The organism is Ideonella sp. sgz306126 (genome assembly GCF_056032705.1).
Map to the genome: position 1 here is coordinate 674,072 of NZ_JBVYWP010000003.1, position 21,671 is coordinate 695,742.

General features: G+C 67.8%; 20 protein-coding genes and 1 other RNA gene. 12 read left to right on the plus strand and 9 right to left on the minus strand.

What is annotated here, in order from left to right; translation table 11 throughout:
- Nucleotides 1-2: 2 nt before the first annotated feature.
- The 8 genes from ssrA (at nucleotide 3) to ntrC (ending at nucleotide 8,159) form a co-directional block, all read left to right on the plus strand.
- Nucleotides 3-375, plus strand: a transfer-messenger RNA (tmRNA) gene (ssrA, locus tag AC0N04_RS11530).
- Nucleotides 376-464: 89 nt separating this feature from the next.
- Nucleotides 465-1,277, plus strand: coding sequence for a TIGR00266 family protein (locus AC0N04_RS11535; RefSeq protein WP_474281672.1), 813 nt, complete (start codon nucleotides 465-467; stop codon nucleotides 1,275-1,277).
- Nucleotides 1,278-1,331: 54 nt separating this feature from the next.
- The gene (locus AC0N04_RS11540) at nucleotides 1,332-2,216 is read left to right on the plus strand and encodes an EI24 domain-containing protein (RefSeq protein ID WP_474281674.1); all 885 of its coding nucleotides are present in this window, start codon (nucleotides 1,332-1,334) and stop codon (nucleotides 2,214-2,216) included.
- A 48-nt stretch (nucleotides 2,217-2,264) separates the two neighbouring features.
- Nucleotides 2,265-3,050, plus strand: coding sequence for a competence/damage-inducible protein A (locus AC0N04_RS11545; protein WP_474281676.1), 786 nt, complete (start codon nucleotides 2,265-2,267; stop codon nucleotides 3,048-3,050).
- Between the two features lie 341 nt (nucleotides 3,051-3,391).
- Nucleotides 3,392-4,807, plus strand: a complete 1,416-nt coding sequence (gene glnA, locus AC0N04_RS11550) for a type I glutamate--ammonia ligase (RefSeq protein ID WP_474281678.1) — start codon at nucleotides 3,392-3,394, stop codon at nucleotides 4,805-4,807.
- 142 nt (nucleotides 4,808-4,949) lie between these two features.
- A complete protein-coding gene (locus AC0N04_RS11555) occupies nucleotides 4,950-5,477 on the plus strand; it encodes a hypothetical protein (protein WP_474281680.1) in 528 nt (175 codons plus the stop codon).
- Nucleotides 5,446-6,558 (plus strand): nitrogen regulation protein NR(II), encoded by a 1,113-nt coding sequence (gene glnL / locus AC0N04_RS11560; RefSeq protein ID WP_474281682.1) that lies wholly within the window; start codon nucleotides 5,446-5,448, stop codon nucleotides 6,556-6,558. The genes AC0N04_RS11555 and glnL overlap by 32 nt, the downstream gene beginning before the upstream one ends.
- A 98-nt stretch (nucleotides 6,559-6,656) precedes the next feature.
- Complete coding sequence (gene ntrC / locus AC0N04_RS11565) at nucleotides 6,657-8,159, plus strand: nitrogen regulation protein NR(I) (RefSeq protein ID WP_474281684.1); 1,503 nt, start codon at nucleotides 6,657-6,659, stop codon at nucleotides 8,157-8,159.
- A gap of 24 nt (nucleotides 8,160-8,183) precedes the next feature.
- On the opposite strand, the gene xth is transcribed toward ntrC, so the two are convergent.
- The 5 genes from xth to AC0N04_RS11590 form a co-directional block, all read right to left on the minus strand.
- Entirely contained in the window at nucleotides 8,184-8,951 is a 768-nt protein-coding gene (gene xth / locus AC0N04_RS11570) for an exodeoxyribonuclease III (RefSeq protein WP_474281686.1), read from the minus strand.
- A gap of 13 nt (nucleotides 8,952-8,964) precedes the next feature.
- Nucleotides 8,965-9,540 carry a DUF4337 domain-containing protein gene (locus tag AC0N04_RS11575; RefSeq protein WP_474281688.1) on the minus strand — a complete coding sequence of 192 codons (576 nt, stop codon included), beginning with the start codon at nucleotides 9,538-9,540 and terminating at the stop codon, nucleotides 8,965-8,967.
- Nucleotides 9,533-10,054: a dihydrofolate reductase gene (locus tag AC0N04_RS11580; RefSeq protein ID WP_474281690.1), complete on the minus strand. Its 522-nt coding sequence runs from the start codon at nucleotides 10,052-10,054 to the stop codon at nucleotides 9,533-9,535. Before AC0N04_RS11580 ends, AC0N04_RS11575 begins: the two co-directional genes overlap by 8 nt.
- Entirely contained in the window at nucleotides 10,051-10,845 is a 795-nt protein-coding gene (locus tag AC0N04_RS11585) for a thymidylate synthase (protein ID WP_474282063.1), read from the minus strand. Before AC0N04_RS11585 ends, AC0N04_RS11580 begins: the two co-directional genes overlap by 4 nt.
- 102 nt (nucleotides 10,846-10,947) lie before the next feature.
- Nucleotides 10,948-12,738 carry an ABC transporter transmembrane domain-containing protein gene (locus tag AC0N04_RS11590; protein ID WP_474281692.1) on the minus strand — a complete coding sequence of 597 codons (1,791 nt, stop codon included), beginning with the start codon at nucleotides 12,736-12,738 and terminating at the stop codon, nucleotides 10,948-10,950.
- 117 nt (nucleotides 12,739-12,855) lie between these two features.
- Between AC0N04_RS11590 and AC0N04_RS11595 the strand changes: the two genes are divergently transcribed.
- From AC0N04_RS11595 to AC0N04_RS11610, 4 genes are read left to right on the plus strand one after another with little or no spacing between them, the layout of a single operon-like run.
- Nucleotides 12,856-13,347: a MarR family winged helix-turn-helix transcriptional regulator gene (locus AC0N04_RS11595; RefSeq protein WP_474281694.1), complete on the plus strand. Its 492-nt coding sequence runs from the start codon at nucleotides 12,856-12,858 to the stop codon at nucleotides 13,345-13,347.
- A gap of 20 nt (nucleotides 13,348-13,367) precedes the next feature.
- Nucleotides 13,368-14,828, plus strand: coding sequence for an efflux transporter outer membrane subunit (locus AC0N04_RS11600; RefSeq protein WP_474281696.1), 1,461 nt, complete (start codon nucleotides 13,368-13,370; stop codon nucleotides 14,826-14,828).
- Nucleotides 14,829-14,872: 44 nt separating this feature from the next.
- Nucleotides 14,873-16,111 carry an EmrA/EmrK family multidrug efflux transporter periplasmic adaptor subunit gene (locus AC0N04_RS11605; RefSeq protein ID WP_474281698.1) on the plus strand — a complete coding sequence of 413 codons (1,239 nt, stop codon included), beginning with the start codon at nucleotides 14,873-14,875 and terminating at the stop codon, nucleotides 16,109-16,111.
- 19 nt (nucleotides 16,112-16,130) lie between these two features.
- Nucleotides 16,131-17,708 carry a DHA2 family efflux MFS transporter permease subunit gene (locus tag AC0N04_RS11610; protein ID WP_474281700.1) on the plus strand — a complete coding sequence of 526 codons (1,578 nt, stop codon included), beginning with the start codon at nucleotides 16,131-16,133 and terminating at the stop codon, nucleotides 17,706-17,708.
- A 2-nt stretch (nucleotides 17,709-17,710) separates the two neighbouring features.
- Here AC0N04_RS11610 and AC0N04_RS11615 read toward each other — a convergent pair whose 3' ends face one another.
- From AC0N04_RS11615 to AC0N04_RS11630, 4 genes are all read right to left on the minus strand, one after another.
- Nucleotides 17,711-17,932 (minus strand): type II toxin-antitoxin system antitoxin, encoded by a 222-nt coding sequence (locus tag AC0N04_RS11615; RefSeq protein WP_474281702.1) that lies wholly within the window; start codon nucleotides 17,930-17,932, stop codon nucleotides 17,711-17,713.
- Nucleotides 17,929-18,432: an SdpI family protein gene (locus AC0N04_RS11620; protein ID WP_474281704.1), complete on the minus strand. Its 504-nt coding sequence runs from the start codon at nucleotides 18,430-18,432 to the stop codon at nucleotides 17,929-17,931. Before AC0N04_RS11620 ends, AC0N04_RS11615 begins: the two co-directional genes overlap by 4 nt.
- A gap of 8 nt (nucleotides 18,433-18,440) precedes the next feature.
- Nucleotides 18,441-19,331 (minus strand): SPFH domain-containing protein, encoded by an 891-nt coding sequence (locus tag AC0N04_RS11625; protein ID WP_474281706.1) that lies wholly within the window; start codon nucleotides 19,329-19,331, stop codon nucleotides 18,441-18,443.
- A 146-nt stretch (nucleotides 19,332-19,477) separates the two neighbouring features.
- Nucleotides 19,478-21,613: an acetyl-CoA hydrolase/transferase C-terminal domain-containing protein gene (locus AC0N04_RS11630; RefSeq protein ID WP_474281708.1), complete on the minus strand. Its 2,136-nt coding sequence runs from the start codon at nucleotides 21,611-21,613 to the stop codon at nucleotides 19,478-19,480.
- Nucleotides 21,614-21,671 lie beyond the last annotated feature (58 nt).

Sequence of the window (21,671 nt, forward strand, 5' to 3'; positions counted from 1 at the left end):
CTGGGGCCGACCTGGTTTCGACGTGGGTGCGGAGTTGGGACAGGGCATGTCGAGCACCAGTTCGCTCGTAAAACCACTGGAAACAAAGTAACTGCGAACGATACTTCGTACGCCCTCGCCGCTTAACACCGGTGAGCCTCTCAGCGGTTGGCCAATGGGCCGCGTCTGAAGTCGCAAGACCCAGGACAGAGAGGTCATTCACATTGGCTGGTTTTCCGGTGGGCCACTCATCAGAAAACGAGATTCAGTGGCTGGCATTCCCGACAGCGTGCTGCTGCGCGGTCGGGCGTGTGAGATCCAAATCAGTCAGCTAAACATGTAGATCTGCCTGGCGAAGGCTTGCGGACGGGGGTTCAATTCCCCCCGGCTCCACCAGCTTCCGAAAAGCCGACCGGTTCACGCCGGTCGGCTTTTCTTTTTGTACGATGGATGCCTTTCAAGGTCCGACGGGCCGAGGGGATGCAATGGCAATGGACGTGGTGGATTTCGAGATCAAGGGCGCCGAGATGCAGTTCGTCGAGGTGGAACTCGATCCCGGCGAGGCGGCGATCGGCGAAGCGGGTAGCCTGATGTTCATGGACGCCGGCATCGACATGGACGCGGTGTTCGGCGACGGTTCGACCGGATCGGGCGGCTTGTTCGGCAAGTTGCTGGGGGCCGGCAAACGGCTGATTTCCGGCGAATCGTTGTTCACCACGGTGTACAGCAATCCGACCACGGGCAAGCGGCGGGTCGCGTTCGCGGCGCCGTACCCGGGCAAGATCGTGCCGATGGATCTGCGCCAACTGGGCGGGACCTTGATCTGCCAGAAGGAGGCGTTCCTGTGCGCTGCGCGGGGCGTGTCGCTGGGGGTGTTCTTCCAGCAGCGGCTGTCGGCGGGGTTCTTCGGTGGCGACGGCTTCGTGATGCAACGCCTGGATGGCGACGGCCTGGCCTTCGTGCATGCCGGCGGCACGGTGGTGCGCCGCGAGTTGCAGGCCGGGCAGACGTTGCTCGTGGACACCGGTTGCGTGGTGGCCTTCACGCCGGGTGTTTCTTTCGAGATCCAGTATGTCGGCAAGGTGAAGACGGCCTTGTTCGGCGGCGAAGGCTTGTTCCTGGCGAAACTGACGGGCCCAGGGACCGTGTGGATCCAAAGCCTGCCGTTCTCCCGCCTGGCCAGCCGGGTGTTCGCGGCGGCACCGCAGACCGGCGGCGCCACGCAAGGGGGAAGCATGCTGGGCGGCATCGCTGCGGGCGGACTGCTAGGCGCGGTGCTGGGCAGCGATGACGATTGAGCGTTTCGTGCGCGCGGCGTCGCGCGGCGCGGCTTCTGCCTTATCCTCGGCCTCATGAAGCTCCTGCTCGATTCGTTCTGGCGCGCGTTTGCCTACCTGTTCCTGCCCCGCGTCATCGGCCTGTCGCTGCTGCCCTTGCTGATTGCCGGCAGCCTGGCGGTCGGGCTGGGCTGGTTCTATTGGGCCGACGCGGTGGCGGCGGTGCGCGCCACGCTGGAAAACTGGTCGCTGGTGAGCGCGATGCTGAAGTGGCTGGATGGCACGCTGGGTGCCAACTTTCGTGTCGTGCTCGCGCCGATGATCGTGGTCGCGTTGGCGGTGCCCTTCATCGTCGTTTTGAGCCTGCTGCTGGTGGCCTGGCTGATGACGCCTGCGGTGGTCGGCATCGTCCATGAGCGGCGTTTTGCGGCGCTGGAGCGGCGCCACGGAGCGGGGATGTGGCGCAGCGTGCTGTGGGCGCTGGGCTGCACCGTGGTGGCCTTGCTGGCGATGATGATCACCGTGCCGCTGTGGTTCGTGCCGCCGCTGGTGCTGATCCTGCCGCCGCTGATCTGGGGCTGGCTGACCAAGCAGGTGATGAGTTTCGACGTGCTGGCCGATCATGCCAGCGCGGTGGAGCGCCGAGCCGTGTTGCGCGAGCACCGCTGGCCTTTGCTGATCATCGGCATCGTCACCGGCTACTTGGGGGCGGCGCCATCGCTGATCTGGGCCATCAGTGCGGCCACGCTGGTGCTGGCACCGCTGCTGGTGGCCGTGTCGGTGTGGCTGTACACGCTGGTATTCGCGTTCTCCGCGCTGTGGTTCGCCCATTACGCATTGGCGGCGCTGCAGGTGCATCGCCGTCAGGCCGAGGTGGATGTCGAGGCCATGCCTGCGAATGCCGGCCCCGCTGCGTCGCTCCATCCTGCGGATCTGCCGCCGGTCCTGCCTCCGGCCTGATCGGTGCCCGCCGCACCGCAGGAATTCGCGCCATCGATCGGAATCTCCATGCGTTTCGGACTCATCATCATCGGCGACGAGATCCTCTCGGGTCGCCGTCAGGACAAGCACCTCGCACGGGTGATCGAACTGCTGGCCGCGCGTCACCAGACGCTGGCCTGGGCGCGATACCTCGGTGACGATCCGGTCGACATCACGGCGGCGCTCAAGTCGGCCCTGGCGGGGGAGGAGACGGTGTTCTGCTGCGGCGGCATTGGCGCCACCCCCGACGACCACACGCGCCAGTGTGCCGCCGCCGCCAGCGGGCGACCCCTGGCGCTGCACCCGCAGGCGCGCCTGCTGATCGAAGAGCGCATGCGGGAGATGGCTGCCGAGAAGGGCGAGGTGTGGGACCCGGAGCTGCCCGACAACCTGCATCGCTTGAACATGGGCGTGTTTCCGCAAGGGGCGAGCCTGATTCCGAATCCCTACAACAAGATTCCCGGCTTCAGCGTCGGCAACGTTCATTTCGTGCCCGGCTTCCCGGTGATGGCCCATCCGATGATCGAGTGGGTGCTGGACACTGTGTACGCGGGCCTGGCGCCCAAGGCGCACGCCGAGCGCGCGGTCTACATCGACGGCGCGATGGAGGCGACGTTGACGCCGCTGATGCTGGCGATCGAGGCGCGTCATCCCGGCGTGAAGGTGTTCAGCCTGCCCAGTGTCGATCACCCGCAGCGCGGGCGTCACATCGAGCTGGGCGTCAAGGGCGAGCCCTCGGCCGTGGTGGCGGCCTACGACACGCTGGTGGCCGGCTTGCAGGCCATGCCCGACTTGCGCTGGCGTGCAGCCTGATCTGGCTGGCATGAGCCTAACTGGTGCGCGAAAACCCAATTTGGTGCAATGTCGTCTGTTTCCAGGAATCGATGGTCGGCGTCGTGCAGCGCGGATTCAGTCGCGCGCGCGGGGTGCGGTCTTCGATGGCGGCAGCCGGCTTGTCCTGGCGCATTGGAAAGCGATACCGCCCCGGTGCGGCACAACTTTGCTGGCATCGTTCACCATTTCTGGGCACGCTTTCTGCTACATTCCCCGCGCCGTGGTGAACACGGGCACCCCGGCTGCAGTCAGGCCGTGGCGCTCCTGCCGCCATCGACCCCGAACCTCTGTTGACAACTCATCCGCCAGGAGCCCTATTGATGGCCAAGACCGTCGCCGATGTGATGAAGATGGTGAAGGACAACGAAATCAAGTTCGTTGACTTCCGCTTCACCGATACCCGTGGCAAGGAGCAGCACGTCACCGTGCCCGTGTCCGCATTTGACGAAGACAAGTTCAGCTCGGGCCACGCGTTCGATGGCTCGTCGATCGCCGGCTGGAAGGGGATCGAAGCCTCCGACATGTTGCTGATGCCGGACCCGAATACCGCCAACGTCGACCCCTTCTTCGAAGAGCCGACGCTGCTGCTGACGTGCGACGTCATCGACCCGACCGACGGCAAGCCCTACGAGCGCGATCCGCGCTCGCTGGCCAAGCGCGCCGAAGCCTACATGAAGGCTTCCGGCCTGGGTGACGTGGCCTACTTCGGTCCGGAACCCGAGTTCTTCGTCTTCGACAGCGTGCGCTGGGCGAACGACATGTCGGGTTGCTTCTTCAAGATCGAATCCGAAGAAGCCGCCTGGAACTCCGGCAAGGAATACGAGCACGGCAACACCGGTTATCGTCCCAGCGTCAAGGGCGGCTACTTCCCGGTGCCGCCGGTCGACAGCGCCCAGGACATGCGTTCGGAAATGTGCCTGCTGCTCGAACAGCTGGGCATTCCGGTCGAGGTGCATCACCACGAAGTGGCGAACGCAGGCCAGATGGAAATCGGCACCAAGTTCAGCTCGCTGGTCCAGCGTGCAGACTGGCTGCAACTGCAGAAGTACATCATCGTCAACGTCGCCCATGCCTACGGCAAGACGGCGACCTTCATGCCCAAGCCCATCGTCGGCGACAACGGCTCGGGCATGCACGTGCACCAGTCGGTCTGGAAGGACGGCAAGAACCTGTTCGCCGGTGACGGCTATGCCGGTCTGTCGGAATTCGCGCTGTACTACATCGGCGGCATCATCAAGCACGCCCGTGCGCTGAACGCGATCACGAACCCGGGCACCAACAGCTACAAGCGCCTGGTGCCGGGCTTCGAAGCCCCGGTGAAGCTGGCCTACTCGGCCAAGAACCGCTCGGCCTCGATCCGCATTCCGTACGTGGCCAACCCCAAGGGCCGTCGCATCGAGGCGCGCTTCCCCGATCCTTCGGCCAACCCGTACCTGGCCTTCGCCGCACTGCTGATGGCCGGCCTGGACGGCGTGGAGAACAAGATCCACCCGGGCGAAGCCGCCACCAAGGACCTGTACCACCTGCCGCCGGAAGAAGACGCGAAGATCCCGACCGTCTGCCACAGCCTGGACCAGGCGCTGGAGTACCTGGACAAGGACCGCGCGTTCCTGACCAAGGGCGGCGTGTTCACCGACGCCTACCTCGACGCCTACATCGAGTTGAAGATGCAGGAAGTCACCCGCTTCCGCATGGCCACCCATCCGGTGGAATACGACATGTACTACGCGCTCTGATTCTTCGGAATCATCGGGCTCGCGAAGGGGACGGCATGCCGTCCCCTTTTTCTTTGGCGCTCACGCGTCGGCGGCGTGTCGCATTGACGCGTTGAACCCGCTTCGACACGCCAGGTCAACGACTTCGGGAGAGAATGACGCCATGAAAACGACCGCCCTCTCGCGCTGGCCGATGGCTTGGACGGCATGCTGGTTGTTGACGGCCGGGCCGGGCGTCCATGCGCAGCCCGCGCCATCGGTCTACTACGTCTGTCCCGGCAACGTGTTCACCAACACCATCACGCCGCGCGAAGCCGAGATGCGCGGGTGCAAATCGCGCGAGACGCACGAGCCCACCACCATCGCCGCCCCGCGCCCGCGGCCGGCGGCCTCGGCCCGTGCCAGCGATGCCCGGGTCGGTGCCGGCGAGCAGCGCGCCCGCGACTCCGACGCGCGTCGCATCCTCGAAGGCGAATTGCGCAAGGAGCAATCGGCGCTCGACGACCTGAAGCAGCAGTACAACAACGGCCAACCCGAGCGCCAGGGCAATGAGCGCAATGCCCAGCGCTACCTCGACCGCGTCGAGCAGATGAAGGAAGCGATTGCGCGCAAAGAGTCGGACATCGCCGCGATCCACCGCGAACTGAACAAGCTGACCGATGCCTCCGCGAGACCCGGCACCAACCCCTGAGGGCGCGGCCGCGCTGCAGGCCCAGGCCTTCGAGGGCTTCGATCAGCTGGCCACGATGGTCGCGGTGGTCACGCCGGCCGGCGACTGCCTGTTCGTCAACGCCGTGCTGGAGTCGGTGATCGGCCTGTCACGCCGGACGCTGAACACGCGCGGCCTGTTCGAGTGGTTTCGCGAACCCGCGGCCTTGGCCGAGGCCTTGCAGGCGGTGGCCCGCAACGAGTTCGCCACCCGCCGATTCGAGGGGGCCTTGCGCCGAGCCGTGGTGGGCCATGCCGAACCCTTGCCGGTCCACGTGATCGTCAGCCAGACCGAGCCGACCCACCAGAGGTTGCTGGTCGAGATGATAGAGATCGAGCAGCAGACCCGGCTGGACCGCGAAGAGCGCGCACTGGGTCAGGCCGAGGTCACGAAGGAGCTGATCCGCAACCTGGCCCACGAGATCAAGAACCCGCTGGGCGGGATCCGGGGGGCGGCCCAGTTGCTGGCGATGGACCTCGAATCGCCCGAGTTGATCGAATACACCCAGGTCATCATCCACGAGGCCGATCGGCTGCAGAGCCTGGTCGACCGGCTGCTGGCGCCGCATCGCAAGCCGCACGTGGTGGGCGACGTCAACATCCACGAGGTCTGCGAGCGGGTGCGGTCGCTGGCCCTGGTCGAGCATTCGCGCGGCCTGCAGGTCGTGCGGGACTACGACGCGTCGATCCCCGAGTTCCGCGGCGATCGCGAGCAACTGATCCAGGCGGTGCTGAACATCGTGCAGAACGCCTGCCAGGCGTTGGCCGACCGGATCGACCAGGGCGACGCCGTGATCACCTTGCGCACCCGCGTGGCGCGCCAGGTGACGATCGGCAAGCAGCGCTGGCGTCTGGCACTGGAATTGCATATCCAGGACAACGGACCGGGCGTCCCCGAAGGCTTGCGAGACCGTATCTTCTATCCGCTGGTGTCGGGGCGGGAAGGCGGCTCCGGGCTCGGACTCACGCTGGCGCAAACCTTCGTGCAACAGCATCAGGGCACGATCGAATGCGACAGCGAACCGGGACGCACGGTCTTCAAGATCGTGATTCCGTTGCCCTGATGCACTTGCCCCGAGACCATCGTCACCGGTGGTCGTCTCCCAAGAGGGGGTGAGTCAGCTCGCAAGCGGCCCTTCGTTGATTCAACTGCTGCCTTGACATGAAACCCATCTGGATCGTTGACGACGACCAATCCATCCGCTTCGTGCTCGAAAAGGCGCTGGCCCGGGAGCAACTCCCGGTGCGCAGCTTCGCCAATCCCCGCGAGGTGCTGCTGGCGCTGGCGGACGACGAACCGCAGGTCCTGGTCAGCGACATCCGCATGCCCGGCGGCTCCGGGCTCGAACTGCTGGCCAAGATCAAGGAGCGCCTGCCGGGTCTGCCGGTGATCATCATGACGGCGTACTCCGACCTGGACAGCGCCGTCTCGGCCTTCCAGGGGGGCGCCTTCGAGTATCTGCCCAAGCCCTTCGATCTGCCCAAGGCGGTGGAGCTGATCCGCCGCGCCGTCGACGAAAGTCTGCGTGAGGAGGTCAACGACGAGCGCAGCCTGCCGGCACCCGAGATCCTCGGCCAGGCGCCGGCGATGCAGGACGTGTTCCGCGCGATCGGGCGCCTGTCGCAGAGCAACGTGACGGTGCTGATCACCGGCGAGTCCGGCTCCGGCAAGGAGTTGGTGGCGCACGCACTGCACCGGCACAGCCCGCGCGGCGATGCTGGCAGCAAAGGCCCGTTCATCGCCATCAACACCGCGGCGATTCCGAAGGACCTGCTCGAATCCGAGCTGTTCGGCCATGAGCGCGGCGCCTTCACCGGCGCGCAGACCATGCGCCGCGGCCGCTTCGAGCAGGCCGATGGCGGCACCTTGTTCCTCGACGAAATCGGCGACATGCCGTTCGATCTGCAGACCCGCTTGTTGCGGGTGCTGTCCGACGGCCAGTTCTACCGGGTGGGCGGCCACCAGCCCTTGAAGGCCAATGTCCGCGTGATCGCCGCGACCCACCAGAACCTGGAAGAGCGGGTGCGGCAGGGGGCTTTCCGCGAGGACCTGTTCCACCGCCTGAACGTGATTCGGCTGCGCCTGCCGCCGCTGCGGGAACGCTCGGAGGACGTGCCGGCGCTGGCGCGCTTTTTCCTGCAGAAGAGCGCCAAGGAGCTGGGCGTGGAGCCCAAGCGCATCACCGACGAGGCCCTGGAGCGGCTCAAGGCCTTCGAGTTTCCGGGCAATGTGCGCCAGCTCGAAAACGTCTGCCACTGGCTGACGGTGATGGCCCCGGCCCAGGTGATCGAATGCAAGGACCTGCCGCCCGAACTGCTGAGCCCCGAACGGGCCGATCCGGCCGTGGAGGCCCTGGCCAGCGTGGTCTCGCCGGTGTCGGTGCCTGCCGTGGCCCACGCTGTCGGGCCGACCCCGGCGGCGGTGGCTGCCGCCGAGACCGTGGCGTCGCCGGCCTGGCTCGATGACCTCGAGCAGCAGGCGCGCCAGCTGCTTGAGGCAGGATCGCCCGACGTTTGGGACCAGCTTACCCGTCAGTTCGAAGCCCGGGTGATCCGTACCGCCCTGACGCTGACCCGCGGCCGCCGCATCGAAGCCGCGCACAAGCTTGGCATCGGCCGCAACACCATCACGCGCAAGATCCAGGAACTGTCGATCGACGAGTGAGTGCCGTGGCGACCGCCGCCACGGTCAAGGTGCCAGGTCGACCCACACCGGCGCGTGGTCGCTGGGGCGCTCGTTCTTGCGGGGCTGCTTGTCGATCTCGCAGGCCGTCACCGCAGCGCCCAGCGCGGCGCTGACCAGGATGTGGTCGATGCGCAGGCCCTGGTTCTTGCGGAACGCCAGCTGGCGGTAATCCCACCAGCTCCAGCTCTTGGCCGGCTGCTCGAACAGGCGAAACGCGTCGACCAGGCCCAGGCCCAGCAAGCCACGGAAATGGGCCCGTTCTTCATCGGTGCAATGGATCTGCCCGGCCCACGCCACCGGGTCGTAGACGTCGCGGTCTTCGGGGGCGATGTTGAAGTCGCCCATCAACACCAGCTTGGGGTGGCGCTCGAGCTCGCCTGCCAACCAGTGGCGCAGCGCGTCCAGCCAGCGCATCTTGTAGGCGAACTTGTCGCTGCCCGGTGCCTGGCCATTGGGAAAGTAGCCGCCGACCACCCGCACACCGTTCACGGTGGCGGCGATCACGCGCGCCTGATCGTCATCGAAGCCGGGGATGTTGCGCACGACCTGCTGCGGCTCCTCGCGCGCCAGCAAGGCCACGCCGTTGTAGGTCTTCTGGCCATGAAAGGCCACCCGGTAACCGGCGGCCTCGATCTCGGCCCACGGGAACTTGTCGTCGCTCAGCTTGGTTTCCTGCAGCACCAGCGCATCGACCGGATGCTCGGCCAGCCAGGCCAGCAATTGCGGCAGGCGAACCGCCAGGGAGTTGACGTTCCAGGTCGCGAGTTTCACGTGCGGCTCCAATTCATAGGTGGAACCAGGCCAGGGCGCCGATGACCACGCCGCCCGCGCCGACGCCGATCGTGGCCCAGCGCAGCCAGTTGCGCCGTGTCAGCAGTGTGATGGCGGCCATCGCGATTGCGACCTGCAGCGCCGTGGTGGCTTGCGCCCAACGGTGGTGCTGGTGCATCTTCGCTTCGGACCGCTGTTCCCAGGTTTCGGATTCCTGGTCCAGCGCCTCGGCCGCCGCCTTGACGCCGGCTTTCTCCTTCTGGTAGCGCTCGGCCTCCCGGAGGTAGGCCGCCTTGCGTTCGGCGGGCACCAGTTCGGCGGCCAGTTCGGCCAGGTTCTGCTTGGCGCTCTTGGCCTGGTAGAAGCCCCATTGGTCGGCTGCGGCGGTCTTCTTGATCGCCGCGGTGTTCTTGTACAGGCCGGCGTCCGCCTGGGTGGCGCCGCCCATGTACGAGAACATCGCGCCGACGGTGGCCAGCAGCGCGGTGATCACCGCCAACTGTCCGCCCAGCCCGTCGGGGTCGTGGTGTCCGGCATGCTCCAACGCGTGGTCGTGCGGGCCGTGAACGTCGAATCCCTCTTCAGCCATGGTGCGTGTCCGGTGCGTGCTTGCGTTGATAGGTGACGAAGGAAAACTCGAAAAGGTTCGGCGCCGCGGCGCGGTGGCGCTCGCGCTGGATCTCGTCGAAGTCCTGATGCCGCCAGGCGGGGAAGAAGGCGTCTGCCTCGGCCTCCTGCTCGACCTCGGTGAGCAGCAGGCGATCGGCGCGGGGCAGGGCCTCGGCGTAGAGCTGGGCGCCGCCGATGACATACGCCGTGGCGGCGCCGGCCACGCGTGCCAGCGCCTCGTCCAGGCTGGCGCAGGGCTCGGCGCCGGGCAGGGCCAGCCCGCGCTGGCGCGTCAGCACCAGGTTGCGCCGGCCGGGCAGCGGCCGGAAGCGCGGGGGCAGCGAGTCCCAGGTCTTGCGGCCCATGATGACCGGGCAGCCCTGGGTGTGGCGACGAAAGTGCGCCAGGTCCTCGGGCAGGTGCCAGGGCAGCCGGCCGTCGCGGCCGATGGCGCCGTTGCGCGCGACGGCGGCGATCAGCACCAGCTCCGTCATACGGCCACCGGTGCCTTGATGGCCGGGTGGTGCTGGTAGTCCAGCACCTCGAAGTCCTCGTAGTCGTAGTCGAAGATCGAGGCCGGCCGGCGCTTGATGTTCAGCATCGGGTAGGGCAGCGGAGAGCGCGCCAGCTGGGTCTCGACCTGCTCGAAGTGGTTGGCGTAGAGGTGGCAGTCGCCGCCGGTCCAGATGAAGTCGCCGACGTCCAGGTCGCACTGCTGCGCCAGCATGTGGGTCAGCAGCGCGTAGCTGGCGATGTTGAAGGGCACGCCCAGGAAGATGTCGGCACTGCGCTGGTAGAGCTGGCAGCTGAGGCGGCCCCGGCCGCCGGCTGCCGTGGCCGGGGCGACGTAGAACTGGAAGAACGCGTGGCAGGGCATCAGGGCCATCCGGTCGAGCTCGGCCACGTTCCAGGCGCTGACGATGATGCGGCGCGAATCGGGGTTGCTCCTGAGCTGCTTGACGACCTCGGCGATCTGGTCGATGTGGCCGCCGTCAGGCGTGGGCCAGGCACGCCACTGCACGCCGTAGACCGGACCCAGGCTGCCATCCTCGCTCGCCCATTCGTCCCAGATCGTGCAACCGCGCTCCTGCAGCCACTTGACGTTCGAGTCGCCGCGCAGGAACCACAGCAGCTCGACGATGACGGCCTTCAGGAAGACCTTCTTGGTGGTGACCAGCGGAAAGCCTTCGTTCAGGTCGAAGCGCATCTGGTGGCCGAACACGCTGCGTGTGCCGGTACCGGTGCGGTCACCCTTGGCCACGCCATGCTGGTAGACATGGCGCATGAAATCTTCGTACTGGGAGCGGATGGGACGGGTCACGGCGGAGGGCGGGTCGGGCGCTGAAGCGGCGATTATCCAGCCTGGGACGGCGGGCGAGAGAGCGGCTCAGGCGTCATTGAACTGCATCGCCGCCAGGCGGGCGTACAGGCCGCCTTGTTCCACCAGTGCCGTGTGGCTGCCCTGCTCGACGATGCGGCCGTGTTCCAGCACCACGATGCGGTCGGCCCGCTGCACGGTGGCCAGACGGTGGGCGATGACCAGGGTGGTGCGGTCCTTCATCGCGGCTTCGAGCGCGGCCTGCACCATGCGTTCGCTCTCGGCGTCGAGTGCGCTGGTGGCCTCGTCCAGCAGCAGCAGCGGCGGGTTCTTCAGGATCGCGCGGGCGATGCTGATGCGCTGGCGCTGCCCACCCGACAGGCGCACGCCGCGCTCGCCCAGGAAGCTGCCGTAGCCGCCTGGCAAGGCCAGGATGAAGTCGTGCGCGAAGGCGGCCTTGGCGGCGGCGACGACCTCCTCGTCGCTGGCCTCCGGGCGGCCATAGCGGATGTTTTCCAGCGCGGTGGTCGAGAAGATCACGCTGTCCTGCGGCACGATGCCGATGCGCTGGCGCAAGGCGGCCAGATCGATCTGCCGCACGTCGACCCCGTCCACCCGCACCGTGCCGGCACTGACGTCGTAAAAGCGCAGCAGCAGCTGCAGCACGGTGGACTTGCCCGCGCCGCTGGGGCCGACCAGCGCCACCGTCTCGCCCGGACGGACCTCCAGCGACACGCCTTCCAGCGCCGCCTGCAGCGGGCGCGACGGATAGTGGAACCGCACCGCCTCCAATTGCAGGGTCGAGCCGCCGCGGGTCGGCGGCAGCGCCACCGGCTGCGGCGGCGAGACCACCGGCGAGCGCGCATGCAGCAGCTCCATCAGGCGCTCGGTCGCGCCGGCCGCTCGCAGCATGTCGCCATAGACCTCGGACAGCACCGCCACCGAGCTGACCAGCACGATCACGTAGAGCACCGTCTGGCCCAGGTGGCCGGCGGTGATGCTGCCCTGGAGCACCGCCTGCGTGCCCTGGTACAGGCCCCACAGCAGCGCGCCGAAGGTGGCACTGATGAGGAAGGCCACCAGCACCGCGCGCACCTTGTTGCGCTTGCGGGCGGTGTCGAAGGCGTCCTCGGTGGCGGCATCGAACCGCGCCGATTCGCGCTGCTCCTGCAGATAGCTCTGCACCACCGGAATCGCATTCATCACTTCGCTGGCGATGGCGCTGGAGTCGGCCACGCGGTCCTGGCTGGCGCGGCTGAGGTTGCGCACCCGCCGGCCGAAGAACAGGGCCGGCAGCACCACCAGCACCAGGATGCCCAGCACCTGGGTCATCACGTAAGGGTTGGTGACGATCAGCATGCCCAGCGCGCCGATGCCCATCACCGTGTTGCGCAGGCCCATGCTCAGGCTGGAGCCGACGACGGTCTGCACCAGCGTGGTGTCGGTGGTCAGGCGGCTCAGCACCTCGCCGGTGGCGTTGGTCTCGAAGAACTCGGGGCTTTGCCGGATCACGTGGGCATAGACCGCGTTGCGCAGATCGGCGGTGACTCGTTCGCCCAGCCAGCTGACCATGTAGAAGCGCAGCGCCGAGAACACGCCCAGCGCCACGCCCACCGCGAACAGCGACCCGAAGTCGTGGCGCAGCGCCATCAGGCGGTCACCCGGCGAGGCGGCCACCAGGCCACCGTCGATCAGCGAACGCAGCGCGACCGGCAGCACCAGCGTGGCCGTGGCCGCCAGCACCATGAACGCCAGGGCCAGCGCGATGCGCCAGCGATAGGGGTGCAGAAAAGGAAGCAGCCCCGACAGCGAGCGGGGTGAGGTGGCCTTGGGGCGTTCGGCGGGGGAGGAGGTCGGCATGCGCTGCAGTGTAGGCAAGGCCCGGCGTCGCGCGTGTGACGACAAGACCTTGCACGGTGATGGGCTATTCAATGATTGTCTCTGCAATCATTGCATAAGCAATTACATTGACGCTCCATGTCCCGCAAGCCCGCTTCCCGTTCCGTCTTCTACGTCCCCGGGCAGTACCGCCCCGACCAGAGCGTGGGCTATCTGATGCGGCGGGTGCTGAACTCCATCCTGGCGCATGCGGACGGCCAGCTGGCGGCCTACGACCTGACCTACGTCCAGTGGTTGCCGCTCTACAAGCTGGCGATGAACGAAGGCAACACCGGCGCCTGCCTGTCGCGCGACCTGGACATCGACCCGGGCGCGATGACCCGCTCGATCGACCGCCTGGAGGCCAAGGGCCTGATCCGGCGCGAGCGCTCGACCGAAGACCGTCGCGTCGTCCATCTGATGCTGACCGACGAAGGACGCCAGGTCGCCAGCAAGATGTCGGCGGTGCTGGCCAGCGTGCTCAACGATCACCTGAGCGGTTTCAGCCACGACGAATGGCAGACCTTGCTGGGCCTGCTGACCCGCATGCTGGCCAACGGCGAGGCCTTGCGCGACCCACCGGCCGCTTAACCCTTATGCAATACCGGACCATGACCTCATCTGTCTTGTCGCGGCGGCCGATCGCGCCGCCCCGTGTGGCCGCTCTGGCGGCGCTCGGCCTGGCCGCGCTGCTGGTCGGGTGCGCCAGCCCCGGCCCGGCACACCCGCCGCTGAAGGCGGTGGCGGCCCCCGCGCTGGGCCTGACCGCCGCCGAGTCGGCGCCGGTGGCGCCGCAGTGGTGGCGTTCCCTGGGCGACGAGCGCCTGAGCGCGCTGGTCGAGCAGGCCCTCCAGGACCAGCCCAGCCTGGCGGTCGCGCGGGCCCGCATGCAGCGCGTCGCGGCACTGGCCCAGCTCACCCGGGCGGCCACCGGTCCGCAGGCGGCGCTGACCGCCCAGGCCTCGCGCCAGCTCTACTCGGCCAACGGCCTGCTGCCACCGCCGCTGGGCGGGCGCTTCTGGAACGAGGGCACGGTGCAGGCCGGTGCCAGCTGGTCACCCGACTTCTTCGGCGAGCACGCGGCCGAGCTGGCCTCGGCGGTCGGCCAGGCGCGTGCCGCGCAGGCCGACGCGGCGGCCGCCGCCAACGCGCTGGCGGCGCAGGTCAGCCGGGGCTACATCGGGCTGGCGCGCCTGATCGCGCAGCGCCAGGTGCTTGAGCAGACCCGCAGCCAGCGCGAGGCGATGCTCAAGCTGACCCGCGAACGTGTGAGCGCCGGCCTGGACACCCGGGTCGAGCTGACGCAGGCCGAGGGCGGCCTGCCCGAGATCGCCACCCAGGTCGAAGCGCTGGACGAACAGATCACGCTGGCGCGCCGTCAACTGGCCGTGCTCAGCGGCCAGGCCCCCGACGCGCTGAGCGGCCTGTCCCCGCGTCTCGCGTCGCTCCAGCTGGCGTCCATGCCCGACACGCTGGGGGCCGACCTGCTGGGCCGTCGCCCCGACGTGGTGGCGGCGCGCTGGCGGGTCGAGGCGGCGACGCAGGACGTCAGCTCGGCACATGCGCAGTTCTATCCGAACATCAACCTCAGTGCCTTCATCGGCCTGGACGCGCTGAATCTGGCGCACGTGTTCCGCAGTGCCAGCCGCGAGATGGGGGTGCTGCCGGCGCTGCACCTGCCGCTGTTCGACGGCGGCCGGCTGCGCGCCCAGCTGGGCGGCCGCCAGGCCGAGCTCGACGCGGCCATCGCCCAGTACAACGGCGTCGTGCTGGGGGCGGTCAAAGAGGCGGGCGACGCGGTCAGCTCGGCCCAGTCGCTGGAGCGCCAGCAGCGGGAACAAGCCGCCGCGATGGCCCACGCCGAGTCCGCCCAGGCGCTGGCCGCCAAGCGCTACCAGGCGGGCCTGGGCAGCTACCTGATCGTGCTCGGCTCCGAAAGCCAGGTGTTGGCCCAGCGCCGCCTGGCGGTCGACCTGCAGGCCCGGCGGCTGGACACCCGCGTGGCCCTGCTCCAGGCGCTGGGGGGCGGCTGGGCCGACGACACCCCGGCCCTGGGCCTGGCCCAACACTGAAGCGCCGCGAGGCCACCGAACACAACGCCTTCGAAAGACTTCCCATGAGCGACATCGACAACACCAGCAACTCCGGCAACAACGCGCGCCGCCGCGGCCTGACCGCCATCGCCGCCATCGTCGTGGTGGCCGGCCTGGCCTGGGGCGGCTGGGACTGGTTCAACGGCCGCAACCGGCAGGACACCGACAACGCCTACGTGGCCGGCAACGTGGTGCAGATCACGCCCCAGGTCGGCGGCACCGTGGTGGCCATCGACGCCGACGACACCGACTTCGTCAAGGCGGGCCAGCCGCTGGTGCGGCTCGACCCGGCCGATGCGAAAGTGGCGCTGGAGCAGGCCGAAGCGGCGCTGGGGCAGACGGTGCGCGAAGTGCGCACGCTGTTCGCCAACAACGCCACGCTGAACGCCCAGATCAGCCTGCGCGAAGCCGACCTGGCCAAGGCACGGGCCGATCTGGCGCGCTCGCAGGCCGACGTCGACCGCCGCACGGCCCTGGTGGCCGACGGCGCGGTGGGCAAGGAGGAATACCAGCACGCCACCGCCCAGCTGGCGGCGGCCAAGAGCACGGTGGTGGCGGCCGAATCGGCCGCGCTGGCCGCACGCGAGCAGCTCACCGCCAGCCAGTCGCAGACCGAAGGCATCAGCGTCGCGCAGCACCCCAGCGTGCAGCGGGCGGCCGCCCGGGTGCGCGAGGCCTACCTGGCGCTGCAGCGCGTCGTGCTGCTGGCACCCACCGATGGCACGATCGCCAAGCGCGGCGTGCAGATCGGCCAGCGGGTGCAGGCCGGTGCGCCGTTGATGACCCTGGTGGCGTTGAACCAGGTCTGGGTCGACGCCAACTTCAAGGAAAGCCAGTTGCAGGACCTGCGCATCGGCCAGCCTGCCGAGTTGCGCGCCGACGTGTACGGCAAGAAGGTGGTCTTCCATGGCCACGTCGAAGGCCTGGGTGCCGGCACCGGCGCGGCCTTCTCGCTGCTGCCGGCGCAGAACGCCACCGGCAACTGGATCAAGGTCGTGCAGCGCGTGCCGGTGCGCATCGCACTGGACGCCAAGGATCTGGCCGCGCACCCCTTGCGCGTCGGCCTGTCGATGGACGTGACCGTCGACACCACGGACCACAGCGGCAAGGCGGTGGCCGACGTGCCGCGCAGCGAGCCGGTGGTGGCGACCGCGGTCTTCGACGCGCAGCAGCAGGCCGCCGACGCCGACGTGCAGCGCATCATCGCCGCCAGCCTGGGGCGCGCACCGGCTGCGGCAGGCGTTGCGCCGGTCGGGCGCTGAGCCAGGACCGGGAACCCCGATGGCCGAACCCGCCGACACCGCCCGCGCACCCGCCGCCGCGCCCGCGCCGCTGCACGGGGTGCCGCTGATGCTGGGCACCTTGTCGCTGTCGCTGGCGACCTTCATGAACGTGCTCGATTCGTCGATCGCCAACGTGTCGATCCCGGCGATCGCGGGCGACATGGGCGTCAGCCCGAACCAGGGCACCTGGGTCATCACCAGCTTCGGCGTGGCCAATGCGATCTCGGTGCCGCTGACCGGCTGGCTGACCCAGCGCTTCGGCGCGGTGCGCTTGTTCACCGCCAGCGTGCTGTTGTTCGTGCTGGCCTCGTGGTTGTGCGGCTTCGCGCCGTCGCTGTCGTGGCTGATCGCGTTCCGGGTGCTGCAAGGCCTGGTCGCCGGGCCGATGATCCCGCTGTCCCAGACCTTGCTGCTGTCGACCTACGAACCGCGCAAGGCCGGCCTGGCGCTGGCGCTGTGGGGTGTCACCACGCTGGTGGCGCCGGTGGTGGGGCCGTTGCTGGGCGGCTGGATCACCGACAACATGACCTGGCCGTGGATCTTCTACATCAACGTGCCGGTGGGCTTGCTGGCCGCCGGCATCACCTGGGGCATCTACCGGCACCGCGAGACGCCGACCCGCAAGCTGCCGATCGACAGCGTGGGCCTGGTGCTGCTGGTGCTGTGGGTCGGCTCGCTGCAGCTGATGCTCGACAAGGGCAAGGAACTCGACTGGTTCGCATCGACCCAGATCGTCGTGCTGGCGCTGGTGGCGGCGATCGCCTTCGCGATCTTCGTCGTATGGGAGCTGACCGACGAGCACCCGGTGGTCGACCTGCGGCTGTTCGGCGGGCGCAATTTCCTGTTCGGCGTGGTGACGCTGTCGGTGGCCTACGGGTTGTTCTTCGGCAACGTCGTGCTGCTGCCGCTGTGGCTGCAGCAGTTCATGGGCTACACCGCCACCACGGCCGGCATCGCGCTGGCTCCGGTGGGCCTGTTCGCGATCCTGCTGACGCCGCTGGTGGGCCGCAAGGTGGCGGTCTGGGACCCTCGCCGCATGGCCACGGTGGCGTTCATGGTCTTCGCGCTGGTGCTGTGGCTGCGCTCGCGCTTCGACACCCAGACGGATTTCGCCCACATCATGGTGCCGACGCTGATCCAGGGCATCGCGATGGCCTTGTTCTTCATCCCGCTGACCACGATCACGCTGGCCGGCATTCCGCCTTCGCGCATGCCTGCTGCGGCGGGCTTGAGCAACTTCGTGCGCATCACCGCAGGCGCGATGGGCACCTCGATCGCCACCACGCTGTGGGAGAACCGCGCGGCGCTGCACCACGCACACCTGACCGAACCGCTGGCGCAGGGCCAGGGCGCGCTGGCATCGGCCCTGCAAGGCCTGCAGGCCGCCGGCCTCAGCACGCAGCAGGCGCTGTTCATGGTGAATCAGCTGATCAACCAGCAGGCCTTCACGCGCGCGGCCGACGACATCTTCCTCGGCTCGTCCTTCATCTTCCTGAGCCTGATCGGCTTGATCTGGCTGACGCGCCGCCCGGCACCGCATACCGGGATGTCGGCCGACGCGGGTGGGGCGCACTGAGGTCAGCCAGGCTCGTCGCGAGGCAAACCTTGGGGTCGGCGGGGGGGCGCGACGGCGACACGGCCTCGCTTGGCCAGGGCTTCACGCAGCAGGAACTCAACCTGAGCGTTGGCGCTGCGCAGTTCCTGGGCAGCGAGACGCTCGATCTCGGCCCACAAAGCCGGGTCGATGCGCAGCGGGTAGCTCTTCTTGCCGGGGCTGGCCATCCCGTCGTCCGTGCTCAATCCGGCATTCTGAATCGCCACCATAGCCTGACCGTCAAGGCGGCGACGAAGGCGAGGAACAGCGCCAGCCTAGCCTCGACCGACGCCATCGGAAGCGCTGCAGGCGTGCTCAGGTTGGCGTCGACCACCATCGCATGCAATGCCGCCAGGAAAATCGCCATGCCCAGGGCCAGCCAGCGCAGGGAGCCGCGCAGCCAGGCCAGAGTGTCGGCGCGGCGATCCGGCGCCAGCCAATAGTCACGATGGGGTAGGTTGAGCCCTCGGCCCTTGCTGGCGCTGATGACCCCGGGCAAAAGATAGCCGATGGCCAGCGGGGCAGCACATTGCATCAACGCCATCAGCTGCAGATAGACGGAACGTGCCATGTGACCGTCTGCACGGCCGTCGGCAGCAAAGTGAGAGACGACGACAGGCGGCAGCTGTTGTCCGCTGGTCAGCACCCAGGCTGTCAACACCAGCACCAGAGAAATCAGCAGGGCGTCGATCACGCGCGGGTTCATGAGCAGCGTCAGTTGTACAGCGTGCCGGCGTTGATGACCGGCTGGGCGTCCTTGTCCGAGCACAGCACCACCAGCAGATTGCTGACCATCGCAGCCTTGCGTTCGTCGTCAAGTTCGATGATGGATCGCTCGGACAGTCCCTTGAGCGCTGCTTCGACCATGGTCACCGCGCCAAGCACGATTTTCGATCGTGCGCTGATGATGGCCTCGGCCTGTTGGCGACGCAACATCACCTGGGCAATCTCGGGAGCGTAGGCCAGGTGGGTCAGCTTGGCGTCTTGCACCACCACGCCAGCGGCAGCCAGACGCTCCTGCAGTTCTTCCATCAGTGCCTGGGCAATTTCGTCGATGCTGCCTCGCAACGTGGGCCTTTGGCGTTCGCTGGTATCGGTGTCGCCGCTGTCGTAGTCGTAACGTGAGGCGAGGTGGCGCAATGCTGTTTCGGCTTGAACACCCACGTAACGTTCGTAGTCGTCCACTTCGTAGACCGCCCGCGCGGTGTCATCGACTTTCCAGACCACCGCAGCGGCGATCTCGATCGGGTTGCCGCGCTGATCATTGACCTTGAGCGCTGGCATGTTCAGGTTCCGTGCACGCAGCGAGAGCTTGCGCTTGAGGCACAGTGGATTCGCCCAGCGCAGGCCAGTGCCACGGTCAGTGCCGCGGTACGCACCGAACAGCGTTAACAATGCGGCCGTGTTGGGTTGAAGGATATACAGGCCGGCGAGTACCAAGGCGCCTGCAACGAGCAAGCCACCGGCCGGAATCAGGTCCCCGCCGTTGTTTGCCGTCTGCAGTACCGATCGGGCACCCGCGCCTATCAGCGCCACGCCCAACGCGGCCATCGCGTACCCGTTGAACGATGTGTAGCGGCGTTCCTCGTGAACGATGCGTGACATGGTGCCTCCTGTGACATCTTTGTGATATCACTTTAGGCCACCTTGGTGGCGGCGTCAACAAGCCTGGAGTTCGCGCACCAGGGGCAGATGGAACTGGCGCTGATGTAGCGCTTCGCGCCGCGCCCGAAGACCGGGCCTGCCAGCGTTCACAGATTGCCGGCAAACAGCTTGCGCACCAGCATCTGCTTGAAGCTGCTGGCGTCGGTCAGGCCCAGGCGGTCGAGGTAGGCGGGCGGGGCCTCGCGGTCCTCCCACAAGGCCTTGAGCGCCATCGTGACCAGCTCGACCGGGTGGCTGGCGGCGTGCTTGAGTTTCTGCAGGGCCCGTACGATGTGGAGTTCGTCGGAAGTGAGATCGGTGCCGAACGGGAAGTCGGGCAGGGTGCCGGCGTGGCGCCAGGGGTCGAGGATCGCGTCCAGGCGCTCGGGCAGGTTGTGGCGAAAGGCCTCGGGTAGCTCCCAGCCGGTTTCCAGCTTGCCGTGCTGACGGGCGGCGGCCAGCAGTTCGGGCTGGAAGCGCGAGTCGGCGATGCAGATCAACCGCTTGATGACCTCGGCGTCGGCCTGTCCGCGCAGGTCGGCGACGCCGTACTCGGTGATCACCACGTCGCGCAGATGGCGCGGAATCGTCACATGGCCGTAGCTCCACACGATGCTGCTCTTGAGCCCGTCGCGGTGCTGGTGGGTGGCGCGCAGCATCAGGATCGACCGGGCGTCCGGCAGGGCATGGGCCATCGCGACGAAGTTGTACTGCCCGCCGACGCCGGAGATCACCTGGCCGCTTTCCAGGGCGTCGGAGACCGCCGCACCGAGCAACGTGACCATCATCGTCGTGTTCATGAACGCGGCGCGGCGGCGCTGCGCCAGCTTCAGCTCGCTCTGGCCCGGCGTGCGGCTGTAGAGCTGGTTGATGAAGTCGATGCGGGTCATGTCGATCTTCGCGAGTTCGCTCTCGGGCATCTGGCGCAAATGCTGGTAGAAATCCTGCGGACCGAGGAAGAAGCCTCCGGTCATGACCACGCCGCCCTGCAGGCGGGTGCCCAGCGCGTGCCGGCACAAGGCGTCGAAATGGGCCGGGTCGTCGAGATCGTTGACGCAGCGGTGCGCACCTGCCACCAGGTGCCGGCCGTCCAGCCGCACGCCCGGGCGCAGCACGCCGAAGCGGGTCAGGAAGTCCAGGTCGTCGGGCTGCAGCGGCGACGCGACGCGCCCTGACTGCCGCAGCGCGCGCAGGGTCTGCGGCGTCACCGCCGTGCCGTCGATGTCGCCATGGTTGAGCAGCAGTTGCAGCTGCGTGTCGCCGAAGACCTCGCGGCGGATGACGCCGGCCTCGATCAGCTTGAGAAAGCCGTTGACGAACATCTCCGAGCAACCGTAGAGGCCTTGCTCGAAGTGCTCCAGATGCCGGCCCGCCAGCCCGGTGGGGCAAAGTTGTTCGAGCACCCGGCGGTAGTCGGCGCCGTGCTGATCGCGGACGATCAGCGACCGTGCGATGGCGTCGCCCAGCGAGCCGATGCCGATCTGCAGCGTGCCACCATCGGCCACCAGGCTGGAGGCATGCAGCCCGATCGCGTAGTCCGCGTTGCCGACGCGGCTGTTGGGCGGGCCGAACAAGGTGTGGGTCGCCGCCGGATCGGTCACCACCAGGTCGAACAGCGCCGGATCGACCACGGCGCCATTGGGCATGAACGGCATCTGCCCGTTCACCACCGCCACCTTCAGCAGCGGACGGCCCAGTTCGGCAAAGTGTTCGAAGATCTCGAAGCTGACGTCCGGGTTGCTCGACAGCGACAACTGCCACCCCTGCTCGCCGTGGCGCGACGCCACCGCCTGGGCCAGCACGTTCATGCCTTGCAGCGCCATGTCGCGGGCCACGAAGGTGTAGTTCGTGGCGATGTAGCCTTGCTGGGCGGCGGGGTTGTCGAGGTAGTCGCCGGTCTTCATGAAGAACTCGCGCACTTCGACGTTCGGCGGCAGCGTACCGGCGCGGTTGTCCTTCAGGTAGTCCAGGTCCGGGTAGTCGGCGAACACGCGCTCGACCAGCGGCTGCAGGAAGTGCTGCTCCAGCTCGCTCTTGCCCACCGGCTTCTCCAGCGACAACGCGGTGACGATGCGCAGCCGCCGCTCGGGCTGGGCCTTGAGGCGCCGATACAGCGCGTTGACGAAGGGGTTGGGCTTGCCGATGCCCAGCGGGATGCCGAGCACCAAGTCGCCCGGCACGCGGGCGAGCAATGCGTCGACGGCGCGCTCGATCGAATCGATGACAAGGGGTGATCGGCTCATGGGCGTCTCCTGATCGTGGGGTTCCTGGCGATCGCTGCGGATCAGTGTCCGGCTCGCG